Raw genomic sequence first — 15,883 nt, 5'->3', positions numbered from 1 at the left:
GGCGCACGGATGACCAGACACCTGAAGTTTGGCATGGAAGAGGAATACTTCATCACCGACCTGGACTCCCGGTGCATGTCCGGCCACCCTCCCGGCGCTGCGATCGATGCGTGCAAGGCAGTGCTGGGCGAGTGTTTTGCCCACGAGATGTTCCAGGGGCAGATCGAAGTCGCGTCCCCGATCTTCACCAGCCTTGCGCAAGCCGCGCAGTACTTGGGGGCTGCTCGCCAAGCGTTGCGGCTCGCGCTCCAACCCTATGGTCTGGGATTGCTCACGGCCGGCAGTCATCCTCTGGCCGACTGGCGTACGCAACAGGCCACGGAACAAACCCACTTTCTGAAACTGTTCGATGACTACCAGCACGTCGCCTGGCGTAGCCTGCTATCCGGTCTGCACGTGCATGTCGAGGTGCCCGGCCATCTGGATCGCATTCGCGTGATGAACGAGGTCTTGCCGTGGATGCCGTTGTTGCTCGCGCTCAGCTGCTCCTCGCCTTTCTGGAACGGTGCCGACAGCGGCTTTATGAGCTATCGCCAGACGGCTTGCGATGAATGGCCGAGGATGGGTGTTCCGGAGTACTTCGAAGATCAGGTTGCCTATGATGCCTACGTCGACTTGCTGATCCGTACCGGCACCATCCACCAGGCCAGCGAATGCTGGTGGGGTGTGCGACCCGCGACCCGGTTTCCGACCCTGGAGCTGCGGATGACGGATGCGTGCCCGCGCCTGGACGATGCTCTGTGCATTGCTTCCCTGTTTCGATTGCTGGTCGCCTGTGCCATCGATCAACCCCGCCCGGGATCGAACTGGGCACAGGAATCGCGATGGATCCTCCAGGAAAATCGTTGGCGGGCGAAGCGATTCGGCATCCACGCGTCCTTCATTGTCGAGGGTTACGACCGGCCTTTTTCTGCCGAGCAATGGTTGTTCATGGCAGAGCAGATCTTTGGCGACGCCGCGCAGGTCATGGGCGTGGAGGAAGTCTTTTCCCAGGCGCGCCGGATTCTGCTGCAGGGGACCAGTGCAGAACGTCAGCGCAATCTCTACCGCCAAGTCCTGCACAACACCGGGGATGTGCAGGCCGCGCTGGCGGGTGTGGTGGATCAATTGCTGAGGGAGACGGCAGAGCAACCCTGTCTCAGCAACGACCCGACGCGCGCAGTGTGCGAGTCATGACCCGAACCCGGCGCTAAACCAGATACCGTCGAAACCACTCCAGCGTCCGGTCCCAGGCCAACCGCGCCGCCGCGTCATCGTACCGGGGCGTGGAGTCGTTATGGAAACCGTGGTTGGCGCCCGGATAAATGTGGGCTTCATAGGTCTTGCCCGCGGCTTTCAACGCCTTCTCATAGGCCGGCCAGCCTTCGTTGATACGGGTATCCAGTTCGCCATAGTGCAGCATCAAGGGCGCCTTGATCCGGGGGACGTCCCTGGCCTCTGCCTGGCGGCCATAAAAGGACACGCCAGCCCCCAGTTCCGGATAAGCCACCGCCGCGGCATTGACCACGCCACCGCCGTAACAGAATCCGGTGATGCCGACTTTGCCAGTGGTTGCGTCGTGCTTCATCAGCCATTCGATGGCGGCGAAAAAATCGTTCATGAGCTTTTCAGGGTCGACGGTCGCCTGCAGCTCCCGGCCTTTGTCATCGTTGCCCGGATAGCCGCCGACCGAGGTCAGGCCATCGGGGGCCAGGGCGATGAAACCGGCCTTGGCCACGCGCCGCGCGACATCCTCGATGTACGGGTTGAGCCCGCGGTTTTCATGCACGACCACCACCCCTGGCACCTTGCCGCCGGCCTTCGCCGGGCGCACCAGATAACCACGGACCTGCCCGTTGCCCTTTGGCGAGGGGTAGGTGACGTACTCGGCGATGATGTCCGGGTCGGTAAACTCGACCTGCTCGGCAAGCGCATAGTTCGGGCTCAGCGCGGCGAGGAGCGCGTTCGCCGTCAAACCGCCCAGGGTGAACAACGCAGCACGATCGAGAAACTCGCGCCGGTTGATCTTGCCGTGGGCATAGTAGTCGTACAGTTCGAGCAGTTCCGGGGCGAAGTCTTTCGCAGTGAGACGGGTCATCTGTGCGCTTCCTCTGGGGCGGGTCGAGTGTCTGGCGGGTCGACGGTGTGAGCGATGTTATCGAGCGTAGTTGATGGAGTGGGAGCTGGCTTGTTGGATCGCCGCACCGCAGTGAAGGCAGTCTTAGCTCCTGCAGTGCCCATGAAGAGCCTTCGCCAGCAAGCCGGCTCCTACAGGGTTTGGCGTTTACCACAACCCATCTGCAAGCAGGTGATGGTGTAGGAGCTGGCTTGCCAGCGAAGGCGTTCTTGAGTCTTGTAGTGCCCTTGAAAACGCCGTCGCCAGCTCGCTCCTACATGTTCAGCGCCTTTATGGCAGGTATTAGGTTTGACACTTGCTTTTTACTTTCCTCGACTCAGCAAAGGTTATTAGTTGACTGGATGTTGAGTTTTGGTTTGACTTGAAAGTGTGAGGGTTGTCAGAAAGATACAATAAGAAACAAATAGTTGATTGAATCTTAATGTATCGAAATTATAGAAAGGTCCTTTTCTTCCAAGGAGGGAAGTAGATTTTCTTACATGATAAGGAGTGTCGCTAATGACCTTGGCAGGAGATGCAGCACAAAGCAGATCAAAACAGTGGTTAGGCCTAAGCGTGCTGATGCTGCCTGTATTGCTGGTGACAGTTGACAATACGGTACTTGGATTTGCGTTACCCAAAATCGCTGAAGCCTTGCACCCGAGCGCTAGCCAGCAATTGTGGATGATCGATGCTTACTCGCTGGTATTGGCCGGATTGCTGGTGTCGATGGGTAGTCTGGGGGACCGAATCGGTCATCGTAAGTTGCTGCTGGCCGGTTCTTTGGGTTTTGCCATAGTGTCGGTGCTGACGGCGTATTCAGAAACCGCCCTGCAACTGATTGCCGGGCGAGCGTGCATGGGTGTTTTCGGCGCGATGTTAATGCCGTCAACACTGGCGTTGATACGTTCGGTGTTCGAAGATCGAGAGGAACGGCGACTGGCGGTCGCGATCTGGGCTACGACCTTGACCGTGGGATCGGCACTCGGTCCTTTGGTGGGTGGGGTGTTGTTGGAATTCTTCAGTTGGGGGTCGATTTTCCTGTTGGCAGTACCCGTGTTGGTGCCGCTGTTGGTGCTGGGGCCTCTGTTGTTACCTGAATCCGAACGAGACTCTTCAGGGCCGCTGGATCCGATAAGTATTCTGCAGTCGATGGCAGCACTGGGCGCCATCGTTTACGGCATTAAACACAGCGCCAGCACTGGTATCGACTGGATGGCGTTGTCAGCATTTGCAGCAGGCACAGTGGCGGGCTGGATGTTTGTGCGTCGGCAGTTACGATTGCCTGTGCCGCTGATGGACCTGAGTTTGTTCCGAAACGGCACCTTCAGCGGTTCCGTGCTGATCAATCTGATGAGCCTGGCATTCCTCGTAGGCTTCGTATTCTTCACTACTCAGTTCCTGCAGATTGTTCTCCAGATGTCGCCTTTGAGTGCCAGCCTTGCGTTGATACCGGGTCAGGTCATGGCGATTGTGGTGGGGATGGCGGTCGTGCCTGTCGCGCAGCGAGTTCAAGTGCATGTGCTGGTACCAATTCTCATGGCGTTTGCGGGAGCGGCGTTTTTACTTGTCGCCAGCATGGGCAGCAGCCTGACCGTTCTGATCGTGGCGTTTGCCTTGCTGAATATCGGTGTGGGTGCGATCGCGACGGTATCCAATGATGTGATCTTGTCAGCTGCGCCGCCGGCAAAGGCGGGTGCGGCGTCGGCCATTAGCGAAACGGCCTATGAAGTGGGCGTGGTGTTGGGTACGACAGTGCTCGGTGGTCTCGTCACTGCCTACTATCGCGGTGCGTTGCAACTTCCGGGGTTTCTAAGCGATGCGCAGATGATGCTGGCAAGTGAGACGCTATCTGGCGCCCATCATGTGGCGGCGGACTTGGCGGGTGATCAAGGGAGAGAGTTGATGGCGCAGGCCGCAAGGGCGTTCGAGGGTGGAATCGGGCTGGTTTCGTGGGTGACGTTCGGCTTGGCGCTCATGGGCATTCTGATTGCTCGGCGTACTTTACGCAGATGTAGGAGCGAGCTTGCTCGCGATGGATTTTAACGATAACGCGTTATTTCTGAATTAACGCGTTGCCCTTGAGTCCATCGCGAGCAAGCTCGCTCCTACAGGTTCACAGGTTCACAGGTTCACAGGTTCACAGGCACCAGGCATCAGGCCTGGGCTTGTTCCTTGAACCGCTGCCGGAATTTGTGCAGCAACGGTTCGGTGTAGCCATTGGGTTGTGCGCCACCTTCGAACACCAATGCACACGCCGCCTGGAACGCCACCGACTGCTCGAAGCCAGGCGCCATCGGTGTGTACAGGGGATCGCCGGCGTTCTGTTCGTCGACCACCCGTGCCATGCGCTGCAGTATCTCGACCGTCTGCTCCCGGGTGATCACGCCGTGCAGCAGCCAGTTGGCCATGTGCTGGCTGGAAATGCGCAGGGTCGCGCGGTCTTCCATCAGGCCCACGTTGTGGATGTCGGGCACCTTGGAGCAGCCGATGCCTTGTTCGACCCAACGCACCACATACCCCAGTAAGCCTTGCGCGTTGTTTTCGACTTCCTGACGAATCTCGTCTGCCGACCAGGATGGATCGGTCACCACCGGTACGCTGAGCAAGCCTTCCAGCAACGACTGGCTGACGCCATTGAAATCCGTGCGTTCCAGCGCCTCCTGCACGCTACGCACCTTGACCTGGTGGTAATGCAGCGCATGCAAGGTCGCGGCGGTCGGCGAGGGCACCCAGGCGGTGTTGGCGCCGGCTTGCGGGTGGGCGACTTTCTGTTTCAGCATGTCGGCCATCCGGTCCGGCATGGCCCACATGCCTTTGCCGATCTGGGCCCGGCCGCGCAGGTTGCAGTCCAGGCCAACCAGCACGTTATTACGCTCATAGGACTCGATCCACGGCGTGCTTTTCATGTCGCCCTTGCGCAGCATCGCGCCGGCTTGCATGGCCGTGTGCATCTCGTCACCGGTGCGATCGAGGAAGCCGGTGTTGATGAAGGCAACCCGCGAAGAGGCGGCGGCAATGCAGGCCTTGAGGTTGACGCTGGTGCGGCGCTCTTCGTCCATGATGCCCATTTTCAGGGTGTGGCGTTCGAGCTGCAGCAGGTCTTCGATGCGACTGAACAGGTGCTCGGCGAAGGCCACTTCGGCGGGGCCGTGCATTTTCGGTTTGACGATGTAGACGCTGCCGGTGCGGGAGTTGCCGCGACGTTGCAGGTCATGCAGGGCGATCAGGCTGGTGATGACGCCGTCGAGAATGCCTTCGGGAATTTCCAGGCCGCCCTGGTCAAGAACGGCCGGGTTGGTCATCAGGTGCCCGACGTTGCGGATGAACAGCAACGAGCGCCCGTGCAGCGTCAATGCAGTGCCGTCGGCGGCGGTGTACTCGCGGTCCGGATTCAGCCGGCGGGTGAGGGTCTTGCCGTTTTTCTCCAGGTCCTCTTTCAGGTCGCCCTTCATCAGGCCCAGCCAGTTGCGGTAGACCTGCACTTTGTCGTCGGCATCGACCGCCGCCACCGAGTCTTCACAATCGATGATGGTCGAGAGTGCCGCCTCCAGCAGCAGGTCCTTGACCCCGGCAGCATCGGCTTGACCGATGACGCTCTGCCGGTCGATCTGGATCTCCACGTGCAGGTCATTGTTTTTCAGCAGGATGGCCACCGGGTCGGCCGGCGAGCCCTGGAAACCGATGTACTGCGCGACATTGGCCAGACCGGTCTGGCTGCCATCGTTCAAGGTGGCCTGCAGGGTGCCGTCTTCGATCTGGTAACGGGTCACCGCTGCATGGGCGCCGCTGCTCAAGGGGAAAGCCTGGTCGAGGAACGCCCGGGCAAACGCGATGACTTTCGAGCCGCGCACGGGATTGTAGGTGCGGCCGGGTTCAGCGCCGTCGTCATGGGCAATCACGTCGGTGCCATAGAGTGCGTCGTACAACGATCCCCAGCGCGCATTGGCGGCATTGAGTGCATACCGCGCGTTGACGGCCGGGACCACCAGTTGCGGTCCGGCCTGCAAGCTGATCTCTGTATCGACGTTGGCGGTACTGACCTTGACCTCGGCCGGTGTAGCTTGCAGGTAACCAATGTCACTGAGAAAGGCGCGATAAGCCGGCATGTCGCTCACCGGTCCCGGGTGGGCGCGGTGCCAGCTGTCCAGCTCGGCTTGCAGGCGATCCCGTTCGGCCAGCAGCGCGCGGTTTTGCGGCGCCAGTTCATGCACCAGCGCGGCGAACCCGCCCCAGAACGTCTGCGGGTCCAGACCGGTGCCGGGCAGCACTTCCACTTCAACGAAACGTTGCAGGATGGGCGCGACCTTAAGGCCTTGGCAGTTCACGAAATCGGTCACTTGTTACATCTCCATCACACAGTATTTATCGAGCGCGAGCCGCGCCCGGTTCATTTCAGGCTTTGCGCGCCGGCCTTGGCCACCTGTGCATCCTGCTCGGCCTTGACCCCGGACACCCCGACGGCACCGATGACCTGGCCGTCGACGATGATCGGCACGCCACCTTCCAGGGAGGTCAGCAGGGGCGCTGACAAGAAGGCGTGGCGTCCACCGTTGACCATCTCTTCGTAGCCTTTGGACTCGCGCCGACCCAGGGCCGAAGTGCGGGCCTTTTCGGTGGCGATGTAGGCGCCGATCGGGGCGCAACCGTCGAGGCGTTCGAGGGCCAGCGGGTGACCGCCGTCGTCGACGATCGCGATGGTCACGGCCCACTGGTTGTTCTGGGCTTCGGTGCGGGCGGCAGCGAGGATCTGGCTGACTTCGGTCTGACTCAGTACGGCTTTGCTTTTCATAAGATTCTCCAGGGTTGGGTTAAGGCAATGCGGCTTCGACCAGTTCGATCCAGTGCCTGACCGGGGTCCGGCCCGCACCGTCGAGGTGCGACTGACAGCCGATATTGGCGGTGACGATGACGTCGGGGTGTCCACTCTCAAGCGCATTGAGCTTGTTGTCGCGCAGTTGCCGGGACAGTACGGGCTGGGTCACGGAATAGGTGCCGGCCGAACCGCAGCACAGGTGACTGTCGGGCACGGGCGTGAGGTTGAAGCCCAGGCGCATCAGAATCGCCTCGACCGCGCCGCCGAGTTTCTGTGCGTGCTGCAAGGTGCAGGGACAATGAAACGCCAGGCGCTGGTCGCTGTGCACCCCGAGCTTTTCCAGTGGCTCGTCACGCAACACTTCGACCAGGTCCTTGGCCAGGGCGCTGACTTTTTTCGCCTTCTCGGCATAGGCCGGATCGGCGCTGAGCAGGTGCCCGTAGTCTTTGATGAAGGCACCGCAACCGCTGGCGGTCTGGACGATGGCTTCGGCGCCGTTTTCGATGCTTGGCCACCAGGCGTCGATGTTGCGCCGGGCGCGATCGAGGCCGGCGGCCTGGGCGTCGAGGTGATAGTCCACGGCGCCGCAGCAGCCTGCCTCGCGGGTGGCCGTGACGCTGATCCCCAGCCGATCCAGCACGCGTGCCGTGGCGGCATTGGTATTGGGCGACAGGCTCGGCTGCACGCAGCCTTCGAGCATCAGCACCTGCCGGGCGTGGCGGGTGACCGGGCGCGGTTTCGCCGGGTAAACGCGACGCGGCAGTTTGGCCTGCAAGGCAGTGGGTAACAACGCGCGGAACACCTGGCCGCTGCTCACCAGCGCCTTGAACAGTCGCGGATTGGGCACGACACCCCGCAGTCCTTCGCGCAACAGGCGCTGGTCGATGGAACGCGGCACAGCGGCATCGACCACCGCGCGACCGATGTCCAGCAAGTTGTGGTAGTCGACACCGGAAGGGCAGGTGGTTTCACAGTTGCGGCAGGACAGGCAGCGATCCAGGTGCTGTTGGGTTTTCTGCGTGACTTCGTTGCCTTCCAGCACCTGTTTGATCAAATAGATACGACCGCGGGGGCCATCCAGTTCATCGCCGAGCAACTGATAGGTCGGGCAGGTGGCGTTGCAGAAACCGCAGTGCACACAGGTGCGCAGGATGCTTTCGGCTTCTTCGGCGCGGGGCAGTTGGCGAGCCTGTTCGCTCAAGGTGGTTTGCATGGGTCAAAGCTCCGCGTACAGGCGACCGGGGTTGAAGATGCCCTGGGGATCGAGTTGTCGCTTCAGGCTTCGGTGGTAGCGCATCAGTGCCTCCGGCAGCGGCTGGAACGGGCTGTCGATCAAGCCGTGGCTGTAGCAGGTCACATGCCCGCCGACCTCTTCGACGATCGAGCGGATGAACGAGGCCTCGGCGTCGGATTTGAGCCAGCGCTGTGCGCCGCCCCAGTCGATCAGCTGCCGGCCGGGCAGGGACAGCCGAGGGGTGTTGTGCGGCACCGACAGGCGCCAGAGTGGCTGGTCCTCGTCGAAGAAACTCAAGCGATGTTCGTTGAGATCCGCCCAATAAGAAGCATCCAGCACCTCGCCACCCAAGCGGTCATGGGCCGCCGTCACCGAACCTTCGCCACCCTCGAGCCGCAGGTGCAGGCGCTGGCCGTCGTGACAGGCAGCGCTGATCGGCAGCGGTTGCTGGCCCCATTCCGCCAGGCGCAACAGGGCGCGATCGCTGTCCATGTCCAGACTGATGCTCAAGCACTGCCGCGGTTTGGGCAGGACCTTGAGCGAGACTTCGGTGATCACCCCCAGGGATCCGTAGCTGCCGGCCATCAGGCGCGACAGGTCGTAGCCGGCGACGTTCTTCATGACTTCGCCACCGAAACGCAACTGCTTGCCATGGCCAGTGATGACCCGGGTGCCGAGCACGAAGTCCCGCACCGATCCGGACCAGGGACGGCGCGGTCCCGACAGCCCGCAGGCGATCATGCCCCCCACGGTGGCGTCGTCGCCGAAGGACGGCGGTTCGCAGGGCAGCATCTGCTGCGCCGCGTCCAGCACTTGCGCGAGTTCGGCCAATGGTGTGCCGCAGCGGACGGTGATCACCAGTTCGGTCGGGTCGTAGCTGACGATGCCCCGGTGCGAGCGCGTGTCGAGCACTTCGCCGGCGACGATGCGCCCCAGGAACGCCTTGCTGTTGGAACCCTGAATGCGCAACGGCGTGGCGTTTTGCAACGCCTGGTTGACCTGTTCCAACAGGGTGCCGCTGTCATCCATATCGTGTTCGCCAAGCATCAGAAACGCTCCAGTTCAGGGAAGGGCATCTGCCCCATGTGAACGTGCATGGCGCCAAACTCGGCGCAACGGTGCAGCGTCGGTATGTTCTTGCCGGGGTTGAGCAAGCCACTGGGATCGAAGGCCGCCTTGACCGCGTGAAACAGGGTCAGCTCATCGCTGTTGAACTGCGCGCACATCTGATTGATTTTCTCGCGACCGACCCCGTGTTCGCCGGTAATGCTGCCACCGACCTTGACGCACAATTCGAGGATCTTGCCGCCCAGGGCTTCGGCGCGATCGAGTTCGCCGGGTTGGTTGGCATCGAACAGAATCAGCGGGTGCATGTTGCCGTCACCGGCGTGGAACACGTTGGCCACCCGCAGGTCGTACTCGGCCGACAACGCGGCAATGGCCTGCAGCACGCCGGGCAGTTCGCGACGCGGGATGGTGCCGTCCATGCAGTAATAATCCGGGGACAGACGACCCACCGCCGGGAAGGCATTCTTGCGTCCGGCCCAGAAGCGCACGCGCTCGGCCTCGTCCTTAGCCAGGCGCACTTCGGTGGCGCCGGCCTGTTCCAGTACCTGGCGCACGCGGTCGCAGTCGTCATGGACGTCGGCTTCGACGCCATCGAGTTCGCACAGCAGGATCGCTTCGGCATCCACCGGATAGCCGGCGTGGATGAAGTCTTCGGCGGCACGAATGGCCAGGTTATCCATCATTTCCAGGCCGCCGGGGATGATGCCGGCGGCAATGATGGCACCCACGGCGCGCCCGGCTTTTTCAACGGAGTCGAACGCCGCCAGCAGCACCTTGGCGGTCTGCGGTTTGGGCAGCAGCTTGACCGTAACCTCGGTGATGACCCCGAGCATGCCTTCGGAGCCGGTGAACAGCGCCAGCAGATCGAACCCCGGCGAGTCGAGGGCATTCGAGCCCAGGCTCAGGTGCTCGCCATCGACGGTGAGGATGTCGACCTTGAGCAGGTTGTGCACCGTCAGTCCGTACTTCAGGCAATGCACGCCACCGGCGTTTTCCGCCACGTTGCCGCCGATGGAACAGGCGATCTGCGAGGACGGGTCCGGCGCGTAGTACAGGCCGAACGGTGCCGCCGCCTGGGAAATTGCCAGGTTGCGCACCCCCGGCTGGACCCGCGCGGTGCGGGCGGCGGGGTCGATGTGCAGGATGTTGTTGAAGCGCGCCATCACCAGCAGCACGCCTTTTTCCAGGGGCAACGCCCCCCCGGACAAACCGGTGCCGGCGCCGCGGGCGACCACCGGGACCTGCAGTTCATGGCAGACACGCAGCACGCCTTGCACCTCGTCGAGGTGACGGGGCAGCACCACCAGCATCGGTGTGGTGCGGTAGGCGGAGAGTCCGTCGCATTCGTACGGTTTGAGTTCTTCGCGCTGATGCAGGATTTCCAGCGCCGGCACTCGCGTTTGCAGCGCCTGGATCAGGGCGGTTCTGTCGACATCAGGCAAGACACCGTCGACGCGTTCATCGTAGAGGATGTTCATAGGCGGTTCACGGCACTCGGTTGTTTTTATTAGAGCTCTGTTTGCGGATAACGCTCACTTGCATCATTGGCCGGAGACGGTCTACTGTCTATGCGTCGTTTGACTGGTCGAACCAGTTTTTTATTCTGTATTTTCCACTATGTCTAAAAAACACCCTATAAAACATCAGCTTATAAGCGTGTCTGCAGGGGTGTGATTAAGCTGATGCAGCTGGTCATACCAGTTGGAGGGTTAATGGAAAGCGCTGAAACGAGTCGTAACCCACAAGTCGCAGACGTGGTCTGTGAACGCATAGAACGGCTGATCGTCGATGGGGTGCTCAAGACCGGGCAGCTGTTGCCTTCGGAACGACGCCTGACGGAAAAACTCGGTGTCTCGCGCACGGCGCTGCGCGAAGGGCTGAAGCTGTTGCGCGCCCGCGGCATCATCAGGACCGAGCAGGGCAAGGGCTCATTCGTCGCCGACCTTTCCGGTCACGGTGGCGTATCACCACTGATGCATCTGTTCGGCTCGCAGCCACGCACCCTTTATGATCTGTTCGAAGTGCGCAGCCTGCTCGAGGGCGAATCCGCACGCCTGGCGGCACTGCGTGGAACCGACGCCGACTTTGTCCTGATCACCCGCGCTTACGAGGCATTGATCGATGCCCACAACCATCCGCTGCAAGCGAGCGACCACGCCCGGCTCGATCATGCGTTTCATCTGGCCATCTGCGAGGCCTCGCACAATCCCGTGCTGGTGCAGACCTTGCGCTCGCTGACCGACTTGCTACTCAACACCGTCTTTGCCTCGGTCAACAACCTCTACCACCGCGAACCGCAAAAACGCCAGATCGACCGCCACCACGCGCGACTCTACAACGCCGTGACCGGGCGCATGCCGGAGCAGGCGCGCAAGGCGGCCATCGCGCATATCCAGAGCTTGTGCGACAACCTCAAGGAAATCGAAGGCGAAGAGCAACGGCTGGTCCGGGCCACGCTGCGACTTGAAGGGTGGACCTGATGCAGCACCTGGATCACTTATCCTTGCACCTGTTCATCCTGGTCTGCGACGAAGGCACCATTGCCCGGGCCAGTGAGCGGGCGTTCCTTGCCACGAATGCAGGAGTTCGACGTATAGGACCAAGCCCGCTCCCATAGAGTTTTGTGTTGGGCATATTATTCGTGCACGGCAGCGATACCTGTGGGAGCGGGCTTGTCCGCGATGAGGGCAGCACAGTCAATATGGATGTTAACTGATACGCCGCCTTCGCTGGAAAGCCAGCTCCTACGGGGTTATGCGTCAATCACTTCCCACCCACCACCATACTGCTGAACGGCTCCACATACGCCTGCAACGTCACCAGGCCACCGACCAGGATGGCCAGGATGATCGAATGGAAGAACACATAACGCAGGATCTCGCCTTCATGGCCGTACCAGCGCGTAGCGGTCGAGGCCACCACGATCGACTGCGCATCGACCATCTTGCCCATGACCCCGCCGGAACTGTTGGCCGCGGCCATCAGCACCGGGCTGAGCCCCAGTTGCTCGGCGGTCACCCGTTGCAAGCCGCCAAACAGCACGTTGGAAGCCGTATCCGAACCGGTCAAGGCCACCCCGAGCCAGCCGAGCAAGGTGCCGAACATGGGATAGAAAATACCTGTCGCGGCGAAGGCCAGGCCCATGGTGGCATCCAGCCCCGAGTAACGGGTAAGGAAACCGAGGGCAAGCATCGCCACGATCGTGATCAGCGAATAACGCACCAGCCAGATCGTTCGCAGGTAATGGTGAATCAGTTGAGGAATGGAGTACCCCATCAACAACCCGCCGAGGATCGCCGACAGCAGGATGCCGCTGCCGGTGGCGGTAAACCAGTTGAATTTGTAGATCGCTTCTTCGGTTTTAGGCACAGGCACCACCGGCGGCACCTTCTCGATCTGCTGGTGAATGGTGGTGAAGGTCAAGGTCGGGGCGAAGATCGGGTTGGCCTCGCGCATCGGCTTGCCTTGCGGGTCGAGTTTGGCCGAATTAGTGACCGGATCGATTGCCGCACGGGTATCGAACATGTTTTTGAAACTCTGGGTGCCCCAGGCGAAGACGAACACCGTGAGGACGATCCACGGCATCCAGGCACGCATCACGGCCGAGCGGTTTTCGCTGTTGAAGGTAGCGGTGGCTGTGGGTTCGACGTCGTGCTCATCGTCAATCTTCGAGTTGTCCACCCGGCCTGACAGCGCTGCGGAGGTATGAATGGTGGCCGGTTTCCAGACCTTGATGAAGCCGGTCAGGCATGCCATGGAGATCAGCGCGGCGATCACGTCCACCAGCATCGGCCCGTGGTAGTTGGACACCAGGAACTGCGGCACCGCAAAACTGACCCCGGCCACCAGGATCGCCGGCCAGATTTCCAACATCTTGCGCCAGCCGGCGAATGCCCAGATCAGCCAGAACGGCACGATCACCGAGAAAAACGGCAGTTGCCGACCGACCATCATCGACAGCTCCATCTCATCCAGCCCGGTCACCTTGGCCAGGGTGATGATCGGCGTACCCAGGGCACCGAACGCCACCGGCGCGGTGTTGGCGATCAACGCCAGGCCCGAGGCCGCCAGGGGCGAGAACCCCAGGCCGATGAGGATGGCCCCGGTCACCGCCACCGGCGTGCCGAACCCGGCGGCCCCTTCGAAGAATGCGCCGAAGCAGAAGGCAATCAGCAGCAACTGCAGCCGTCGATCGTCGGTGATGCGGGCCAGCGAGTCCTGCAGTACCTTGAACGAGCCGTTCTCGGTCGTCAGCCGGTGCAGGAAAATGATGTTGAGCACGATCCAGCCGATCGGCAGCAAACCGTTGGCTGCGCCGTACAACGCGGCGGAACCGGCCATGTTCGCCGGCATGTCGAAGGCGAAGATGGCGATGATCAAGGCCGACCCCAGCGCCATGAGTGCCGCCAGGTGCGCCTTGACATGGAAAAACGCCAGGGCTGCCAGCATCACCACCACCGGCACTGCCGCCATGATGGTTGAAAACACCGGGTTGCCGAACGGATCGTAGATTTGCTGCCAGACCATGTTCCACCTCTGCTTTTTATTGTTGGGAATGCAGACCCCGAAGGGGCGGTGGCTTGTAGTATAGGTGGCATTGCGCCGCTGTCCTGGCCGTCCTGCGAGCGGGCTGTACTGAGCTAAGATGGCCAATAGGTGAACGCGCTACTCGCACGTCAACGGGAGGAATGCAGCAATGACTGAACGCCATATACAGCACAAGGAAACGCTTTCCAACGGATGCAAGATCGAGGTTAAAGCCGAGATTCTGAAGGACGGATCCCTTGGGATGTTTATCGGTGTTTACCGACCTGACGGCACGGTCATCGATGAAAATGATGACCCGAAACCGCACATGCTGGATATGGAAGCCGCGATGGATTGGGGCATCGATATCGCCAAGGGCATCGGGAACAGCCAAAGAACGCTGTGACGTGCGCTTTGACTTCACTGGCATCTAACGCCGTGCTCTCTTGTGCTCCCTGTAGGAGCGAGCTTGCTCGCGAAGGTCTCAAGAACGACGCGTTTATTCAGAAAGAACGCGTTATCGTTAACGTCCATCGCGAGCAAGCTCGCTCCTACAGGGTGCCGCACATCAGCTTCCTGCCTGTTTATTCAACGCCGCTTCCGCCGCGGCGATTTGCGCCTGGCGCTTGACGATCATGTCGCCCACCGGCGGCCCTTGGAAGCGTCGCGCTTCAAAGCCGAACCAGATGATGGCCGTCAGCACCAGGAACCCGAGGGTGATGTACAGCGCCCAATCGTTCGGCGGCTGGATGCCGATGACGAAAATGATCACCATCGACAGGATCGAAAGGATGGCAAAGAACGAGTACCAGAAGCGCCCCATGTTCCACGGGCCCATGGTCGGCCACTTCGCGGTGCCGTAGGCGAACAGGCCGAGGATGATGGGGATGACGAAGGAGAAGAACAGGAAGATCACGGTACAGGAGACCACGATGGTATAGACCGGCGTTGCACCAATGGAGATCACCGACGAGCCCCAGACAAACAGCACCGCCAGGGTTGCCCCGGTCCAGATCGCCGGCACCGGGCTGCGGTAGGTCGGCGAGACCGTGGCCAGGGCTTTAGAGAAGGGCAGGCCGCCGTCGCGGGAGAAGGCAAAGATCATCCGTGAGACCGAGGTCACCGTCGCCAGCCCGCAAAGGAACTGCGAGATGAAAATCGCCAGGTACAGCGCCGTCTTGACGGTCGGGTTGACCTGAGTGTCCATCGCCCAGAAAAACACGTTCCACCCTTTGGTTGCCGCTTCGTCCATGCTCGGCAGCATCAGCACGAACGAGCTGAGCATGAGCCAGCCAAACAGCAACGACCAGACCACCGACATGACCATGCCGACCGGCACCGACATCGCCGCGTTTCGGGTTTCCTCGGAGGTATGCGCGGAGGCGTCATAGCCGGTAATGGTATAGATCGGCAAGAGCAGGCCGAGCATGAAAATCCAGCCATTGGAGACTTGTGGCCAGACGCTGCCGCCAGCCTCGCCGGAATAGTTGCCAAAGGTCACCAGCCGGACGAATTCATAGCTGGGGGCCGCGATCAGGCACACGATGGTCAGTGCGATCGCCGTCGCGAAGATCAGATAGCCCGAGAAGTCAGTGAGCTTTGCGGTCAGGCCGATGCCGAAATGGTTGCACAGGGCCTGGATGCCGGTGAGGATCGCCAGGAAGATCACTCGGGTCGTGGTTGTATCTTCCATGCCCAGGGCCGGTCCGAAAGCCCCGAAAAAGAAGTAGTAAGTGCCGACGTTGATCGCGCCGAGCACCGTCACCAGCCCCAGCAGGTTGAACCAGGCCGTCAGCCAGCCGGTGAAGCGGTTACCGAGAATCGAGCCCCAGTGATACAGCCCACCGGCGGTGGGGTAGGCCGAGGAAATCTGCGCCATGGCCATGGCAAAGACCCCGGAAATCAGGCAACCGATCGGCCAGCCGATGCCGATTGACGCGCCGCCTGCGCCCGAGGTGCCTTGGGCCAGCGAGTTGATGCCCCCCGAGAGGATGCAGATGATTGAAAAGGAAATGGCAAAGTTGGAGAAAACCCCCATTCGTCGCGACAGCTGCTGGGCATAGCCCATGCTGTGCAGCACCTTGACGTCATCGTCTTGCGGCGCGCCGGTGCCGGGTTGGCTTGCTGGGTTCATTTGGTGTGC

At 61.2% G+C, this 15,883-nt stretch carries 12 protein-coding genes; 4 read left to right on the top strand and 8 right to left on the bottom strand.

Annotation, left to right across the window (positions count from 1 at the left end):
• Positions 1 to 9 precede the first annotated feature (9 nt).
• Positions 10 to 1,176, top strand: a complete 1,167-nt coding sequence (locus PMA3_RS16690; RefSeq protein WP_064678205.1) for a carboxylate-amine ligase — start codon at positions 10 to 12, stop codon at positions 1,174 to 1,176.
• A 13-nt stretch (positions 1,177 to 1,189) separates the two neighbouring features.
• On the opposite strand, the gene yghX is transcribed toward PMA3_RS16690, so the two are convergent.
• Positions 1,190 to 2,077, bottom strand: coding sequence for a YghX family hydrolase (yghX, locus tag PMA3_RS16685; protein WP_064678204.1), 888 nt, complete (start codon positions 2,075 to 2,077; stop codon positions 1,190 to 1,192).
• Between the two features lie 537 nt (positions 2,078 to 2,614).
• Here yghX and PMA3_RS16680 point away from each other — a divergent pair.
• Positions 2,615 to 4,141 (top strand): MFS transporter, encoded by a 1,527-nt coding sequence (locus PMA3_RS16680; RefSeq protein WP_102136424.1) that lies wholly within the window; start codon positions 2,615 to 2,617, stop codon positions 4,139 to 4,141.
• Between the two features lie 110 nt (positions 4,142 to 4,251).
• On the opposite strand, the gene PMA3_RS16675 is transcribed toward PMA3_RS16680, so the two are convergent.
• Genes PMA3_RS16675 through glcD form a run of 5 tightly spaced genes read right to left on the bottom strand, consistent with a single transcriptional unit; the run spans position 4,252 to position 10,691 of the window.
• Complete coding sequence (locus tag PMA3_RS16675) at positions 4,252 to 6,435, bottom strand: malate synthase G (protein WP_064678202.1); 2,184 nt, start codon at positions 6,433 to 6,435, stop codon at positions 4,252 to 4,254.
• 50 nt (positions 6,436 to 6,485) lie between these two features.
• Positions 6,486 to 6,887, bottom strand: a complete 402-nt coding sequence (locus tag PMA3_RS16670; RefSeq protein WP_064678201.1) for a heme-binding protein — start codon at positions 6,885 to 6,887, stop codon at positions 6,486 to 6,488.
• Positions 6,888 to 6,906: 19 nt separating this feature from the next.
• Positions 6,907 to 8,124 carry a glycolate oxidase subunit GlcF gene (glcF, locus tag PMA3_RS16665; RefSeq protein WP_064678200.1) on the bottom strand — a complete coding sequence of 406 codons (1,218 nt, stop codon included), beginning with the start codon at positions 8,122 to 8,124 and terminating at the stop codon, positions 6,907 to 6,909.
• Between the two features lie 3 nt (positions 8,125 to 8,127).
• Positions 8,128 to 9,192: a glycolate oxidase subunit GlcE gene (gene glcE, locus PMA3_RS16660; protein ID WP_064678199.1), complete on the bottom strand. Its 1,065-nt coding sequence runs from the start codon at positions 9,190 to 9,192 to the stop codon at positions 8,128 to 8,130.
• Positions 9,192 to 10,691: a glycolate oxidase subunit GlcD gene (gene glcD, locus PMA3_RS16655; protein WP_064678198.1), complete on the bottom strand. Its 1,500-nt coding sequence runs from the start codon at positions 10,689 to 10,691 to the stop codon at positions 9,192 to 9,194. The genes glcE and glcD overlap by 1 nt, the downstream gene beginning before the upstream one ends.
• Positions 10,692 to 10,925: 234 nt before the next feature.
• Between glcD and glcC the strand changes: the two genes are divergently transcribed.
• Positions 10,926 to 11,693, top strand: a complete 768-nt coding sequence (gene glcC, locus PMA3_RS16650; RefSeq protein ID WP_064678197.1) for a transcriptional regulator GlcC — start codon at positions 10,926 to 10,928, stop codon at positions 11,691 to 11,693.
• Between the two features lie 283 nt (positions 11,694 to 11,976).
• Here glcC and PMA3_RS16645 read toward each other — a convergent pair whose 3' ends face one another.
• Entirely contained in the window at positions 11,977 to 13,740 is a 1,764-nt protein-coding gene (locus tag PMA3_RS16645) for an L-lactate permease (protein WP_064678196.1), read from the bottom strand.
• A gap of 169 nt (positions 13,741 to 13,909) precedes the next feature.
• Here PMA3_RS16645 and PMA3_RS16640 point away from each other — a divergent pair, with 169 nt between their 5' ends.
• A complete protein-coding gene (locus tag PMA3_RS16640; protein ID WP_064678195.1) occupies positions 13,910 to 14,146 on the top strand; it encodes a hypothetical protein in 237 nt (78 codons plus the stop codon).
• Positions 14,147 to 14,308: 162 nt separating this feature from the next.
• On the opposite strand, the gene PMA3_RS16635 is transcribed toward PMA3_RS16640, so the two are convergent.
• Positions 14,309 to 15,874, bottom strand: coding sequence for an amino acid permease (locus PMA3_RS16635; protein WP_064678194.1), 1,566 nt, complete (start codon positions 15,872 to 15,874; stop codon positions 14,309 to 14,311).
• Between the last annotated feature and the right edge of the window lie 9 nt (positions 15,875 to 15,883).

The organism is Pseudomonas silesiensis, assembly GCF_001661075.1.
GTDB classification, from domain to species: Bacteria; Pseudomonadota; Gammaproteobacteria; order Pseudomonadales; family Pseudomonadaceae; genus Aquipseudomonas; species Aquipseudomonas silesiensis.
Note: the sequence above shows the minus strand (reverse complement) of the source record. Positions and strands in the feature narration are given on the sequence as shown.

Excerpts from the sequence above, each read along its gene's own strand:
- PMA3_RS16640 (WP_064678195.1), top strand. The coding sequence starts at position 13,910 with ATGACTGAACGCCATATACAGCACAAGGAAACGCTTTCCAACGGATGC.
- PMA3_RS16670 (WP_064678201.1), bottom strand. The coding sequence starts at position 6,887 with ATGAAAAGCAAAGCCGTACTGAGTCAGACCGAAGTCAGCCAGATCCTC.
- glcC (WP_064678197.1), top strand. The coding sequence starts at position 10,926 with ATGGAAAGCGCTGAAACGAGTCGTAACCCACAAGTCGCAGACGTGGTC.
- PMA3_RS16680 (WP_102136424.1), top strand. The coding sequence starts at position 2,615 with ATGACCTTGGCAGGAGATGCAGCACAAAGCAGATCAAAACAGTGGTTA.
- yghX (WP_064678204.1), bottom strand. The coding sequence starts at position 2,077 with ATGACCCGTCTCACTGCGAAAGACTTCGCCCCGGAACTGCTCGAACTG.
- PMA3_RS16690 (WP_064678205.1), top strand. The coding sequence starts at position 10 with ATGACCAGACACCTGAAGTTTGGCATGGAAGAGGAATACTTCATCACC.
- glcF (WP_064678200.1), bottom strand. The coding sequence starts at position 8,124 with ATGCAAACCACCTTGAGCGAACAGGCTCGCCAACTGCCCCGCGCCGAA.
- PMA3_RS16635 (WP_064678194.1), bottom strand. The coding sequence starts at position 15,874 with ATGAACCCAGCAAGCCAACCCGGCACCGGCGCGCCGCAAGACGATGAC.
- PMA3_RS16645 (WP_064678196.1), bottom strand. The coding sequence starts at position 13,740 with ATGGTCTGGCAGCAAATCTACGATCCGTTCGGCAACCCGGTGTTTTCA.
- glcE (WP_064678199.1), bottom strand. The coding sequence starts at position 9,192 with ATGCTTGGCGAACACGATATGGATGACAGCGGCACCCTGTTGGAACAG.
- glcD (WP_064678198.1), bottom strand. The coding sequence starts at position 10,691 with ATGAACATCCTCTACGATGAACGCGTCGACGGTGTCTTGCCTGATGTC.